The sequence below is a fragment of the Candidatus Aquicultor sp. genome, from assembly GCF_054640775.1.
Genome location: NZ_JBTSLF010000193.1, coordinates 1 through 4,428, shown reverse-complemented (window position 1 = coordinate 4,428; position 4,428 = coordinate 1). Strand labels below are relative to the sequence as shown.

Here is a 4,428-nt window from a genome sequence, read left to right as displayed (position 1 = left end):
TCCGGAAATTAATCGGATATATAGCTTATTAAATCAGTTGGATACAAATGGTGAAGAAAGCTTAAAGTACTCAAATTATGCCGTCTCAATTTTACAGAGCAGTGGTCAAATATCGAGTAGCTGTGAACTGCTGCTAAACGGAATGTCAGTGAAAGAAAAAATTAAGGCTAAGGGAGAAACTATTCTTTCAATTAAAAAGATTAGAGAAGATTTAACGGGACTGCGAAAAATTGTGCAATCTAATTTCTCTATCGATACTGCAGAAGCAATCAACCTTGCAATCAAGAAATTCCGGGAACAGAATCCGGATATTATAATTCAGTTTTATCAAACAAAGGAAAAGTTAAATGCGATTATATCATCTTCCGATTTTAACGAGTCGATGAATATAATAATTCAAAATGCGATTGATGAATTGCAAGAGAAGAAGATTGAAAACAGAGTAATAAAAATTGAAGCCGGCTGTGAGGATGATAGAGTAATAATAAAAGTTGAAGACAACGGGAAAGGAATTCCGGTTGAAAACATATCAAAAATATTTTCCGAAGGATTTACGACCAAAGCAAATGGACATGGAATTGGATTAAGCATAGTCAAGAAATGTCTTGCTAATTATGAAGGAGAGATTGCGGCAGCCAATAGTGAAGCCGGCGGTGCTTTATTTGTAATGAAGTTGAAGTCAATTTAAGAAGGATATTAAATGCAAAAGCTACTAATCATAGACGACAGCGTTTCTTTCATGAACGATGTTGAATTCGTTCTGAAGAATGAATTCCAAATTTTCAAAGCCGAAACAGGCAGCAAGGGATTGGCAGTTATTATGAAGAAAGATATAAATCTCGTCCTGCTTGACCTAAAGCTGCCGGATATATACGGTCTTGATATACTTGAAAAAATTCACACTGAAGTCGACCCTCTTTTACCGGTAATAATAATTACAGACCATGGTAATGTCCAAACAGCGGTTAAAGCTATGAAGCTTGGCGCTGCCGATTTTATACAAAAAGATTTTAACCGGGAAGTGCTTGTTGAAAAAATCCTGCGCGCATTTAAGCAAAGAGAATTAAACATTAAACTAAATGCCTTGGAAGATGCTTTTGATGAAAGCATAGATAAGTTTATTGTGTCCGGCGAAGCTATGCGAAAAGTGGAATACGATATAGAAAAATTTGCAAACCAGGACGTACATATATTGTTAACAGGCGAAACCGGTGTAGGCAAAGATATTGTTGCAAGAGAAATTCATTTAAGAAGTAAAAGAAAAAATAAATTATTCTCGGCAGTTTCTTTACATACTTTAAGCGAGAACTTAATTGAATCCGAATTGTTCGGGCATGAGAAAGGAGCTTTTTCCGGCGCGGATGAAGCAAAGATAGGTAAGTTTGAAGCTGCAAACGGCGGTACAATTTACCTCCCCGAAATTTCTGAAATAAACGAGAAGATACAACTGAAGCTTTTGAAATTTATGCAGTATAAGGAAATTAATAAGGTTGGTCAAAAAACAGGCAAAGACATAAAGCTTGATGTTAGACTTGTAGCAGCCTCTAACAAAAACCTTGAAGAGCTTGTTGAACTGGGAAAATTAAGAGAAGATTTTTACTACAGGATAAAAGTAATCAATATTCATATCCCTCCGCTGAGGGAACGAAAAGACGAAATAAAAAATTTAGCTGAATATTTTCTAAAGACTTTATCCCGAAAATTTAATAAGAGAGGCTTAGTGCTTCCGTATGAAACGATAAAAGCGATGGAAAATTATAATTGGAAAGGGAACGTACGGGAGTTAAAAAATATCATGACCAATGCAGTTGTTAGAGCTGACGACAACCAAATAATCAATCCTGATATTTTGCCTGGGCGATGCTTAAAAGAAAATACGCCGACCGGCGATGAGACTTATAAAGTTTCTCTTCAAAAATTTAAGAAAGAATATTTTTCAAGCCTCATGCAAAAAACCAACGGCAAAATAAATGATGCAGCAGAGATTGCGGGGATAAGCCGGCAGGCGCTTCACAATATTTTGAAGGAGCTATATGAATTGGAATAGAAAGGAAAAGGGACAAAAAATTATAAAAATAAAACCCTGGAGTAAAAATGGAAAATAAGATGATTATTCCCGCAAATATTATTTATATCGACGATTATAAGTTATTAATCGAGTTTGATAACAGGGAAATTAAAAAAGCAACCACCTTATTCTAATCGACTAATACCTCTCAGCCTATAAGCTTGAAGGTAAACTAAACTTTACCTGATGTAAAGATAAGTTTACCTGCTCTTTAGCTTACTATTCAAAAATCTTACAAATCAAACCCTTCCCGTATGGAATATAATTTGCATTTATAAAGGCAAGTTGTGCTGTAAAAATTTTATTAACTAATTGCAAAGGTAAAACATTGGACAAAAAGATAGTCGACAAATTTAAGCTCTGTTTGTCATGCGGAAATTTTTGTCATATAGAAGAAGAGCAAATTCATTGTATCGTATGCGGTGAAAAGATGGTAGAAAAATGTCCCAATTGTGAAGCGCCGGTTATTTATCCAACGGGAAAATGCTGCCATAAGTGCGGATACGTATACAGGCAAAACGGTATCGATAAAGAAAGTAAATAATATATCAAGTTATTTTGACAACATCACATAATAATAATAAAAAGGAAAAACATTATGAAAAAAATATATTATCCTCTGTTAATAGTTATTCTAGTAATAGCTATGTCTGGTTGTAAAAAATCAGATAATAACCCGGTAACCCCGCCTCCAACTGTTCCGCCTGATTTTAACATTAGTGCACAGCCTGTTACATTAGCTACAGGCGATGCCGGCCTCACCTTTTCTGCGCATTGTACTACGGATGATGTAAATTTAATTAAAGTCGTTGTTCAAAATCCGATTGGCAATTCTCAAACTTTTAACGCCAACAATAACTTGTTTCTTAAAGATGAAGAATTCCAATGCCAGAATGCCGGAACAGGATATGTTAAATATCTCGGCACATGGAGTTTAACATTTGCTGGAAATAAAGCATCCGGTTCTAAAGCAAGCTTTACTGTAACAAAAACCTTAAGCGTTACAGGTAAAATATCTGCTAATTGAATTTTTGAGTTAAACTAAATAAAAAACAGATTATTTTAAGAAATCTGGAGGCAGCAAAATGCAGGTTAAAAGGTATTTCCTTATTTGTTTTTTTGCAATTCTGACTTTGGGATTGGAAAATCCTGTCCTTGCAGGAAATCCGAAAATTAAAAGCAAAGGAAACCAAAATAATTCCTTCAATAACGGTAATCTTGATAACCCAAATTCCCGCCAGAAATTAAAATGGCTTCAACTAAGGAATCCCGCTACAGGACAAATACCAATAAATATTAGAGAAAAGGAATTAAGTTTTGCCAAAACTCTTCCCACTAAAGAAGAACTCTTATTAAAAAAAGGCGGTATGAAGAATCCGCAATCTGTGCAATCATATAATTGGACTCAACGCGGACCTTACAATATCGGAGGCAGAACTCGCGCACTTGCTTTAGATGTTAACGATGAAAATACAATACTTGCCGGCGGTGTTAACGGAGGAATGTGGAAATCTACTGATGACGGCGCTTCATGGTCGGAGAAAACTACTCCCGGAGATTTGCAGAGTGTTACTTGTGTAGCACAGGATACCCGCCCCGGGAAAACTAATACCTGGTATTATGGAACGGGAGAGTTTAACATTTTTCTAGGCGGTATAGTAAATTCTGCTACCGCCGGGATTGGACTTGATTCCAGTTTAATGTTTTTAGGTAACGGAGTTTTTAAATCGACTGATGATGGGAATTCCTGGTCGGTATTGCCTTCTACCGCCACACCGGATGGAATATCCTCTTCGGCTTTCTCGGTTGTATATAATATTGTTACAAATCCGGCAAATTCAAATCAAAATGAAATTTTAGCTGCAACATGGAGTGGTATAATGCGCAGCACCGATGGAGGTGCAACCTGGGATACAACGCTTCCAAACTTGTTTGGATTATACAGTAACATTTCTGTAACCTCGAAAGGTGTATTCTATGCTGCATTAAATTATGGTTCATTTCCATTGATCGGAGGAATATTTAGATCTACAGATGGTGTAAATTGGACGGATATTACTCCGAATAACTTTCCAATCAACACTAATCAGACGGCAATTGCAGTTTCTCCTTCAGATGAGAATGTAATTTATTTCTTATCGGATACTTCAAGCGGAATAACTGACGGTCATATTCTTTGGAAATATACTTACTTATCCGGTGATGGCTCCGGCAGTGGCGGCAGCTGGGAAGACCGTTCTGCAAATTTACCTTCTTATGGATATTTTACTGACTTTGATTCTCAATATGGGTATGCTCTTAGCATAGCTGTTAAACCGGATGATGAAAATACTGTTTTTATCGGCGAAATAAACTTATAT

At 36.1% G+C, this 4,428-nt stretch carries 4 protein-coding genes; all 4 read left to right on the top strand.

Translation table 11 applies throughout. The features are described 5' to 3' along the window. On the top strand, nt 1-688 hold a 688-nt coding region (locus ACYC56_RS12500; RefSeq protein WP_461374509.1), incomplete at its 5' end, for an ATP-binding protein. Nucleotides 689-700: 12 nt separating this feature from the next. Next, a complete protein-coding gene (locus ACYC56_RS12495; protein ID WP_461374508.1) occupies nt 701-2,047 on the top strand; it encodes a sigma-54-dependent transcriptional regulator in 1,347 nt (448 codons plus the stop codon). A gap of 619 nt (nt 2,048-2,666) precedes the next feature. Continuing rightward, on the top strand, nt 2,667-3,095 hold the full coding sequence (locus ACYC56_RS12490; protein WP_461374507.1) for a hypothetical protein: 429 nt from the start codon (nt 2,667-2,669) through the stop codon (nt 3,093-3,095). 58 nt (nt 3,096-3,153) lie between these two features. Further along, nucleotides 3,154-4,428: WD40/YVTN/BNR-like repeat-containing protein (locus ACYC56_RS12485; protein ID WP_461374506.1), on the top strand; the 1,275-nt coding region annotated here is incomplete at its 3' end.

What these genes read in the sequence shown, in the direction of transcription:
- ACYC56_RS12495 (WP_461374508.1), top strand. Translation starts at nt 701, where the DNA reads ATGCAAAAGCTACTAATCATAGACGACAGCGTTTCTTTCATGAACGAT.
- ACYC56_RS12490 (WP_461374507.1), top strand. Translation starts at nt 2,667, where the DNA reads ATGAAAAAAATATATTATCCTCTGTTAATAGTTATTCTAGTAATAGCT.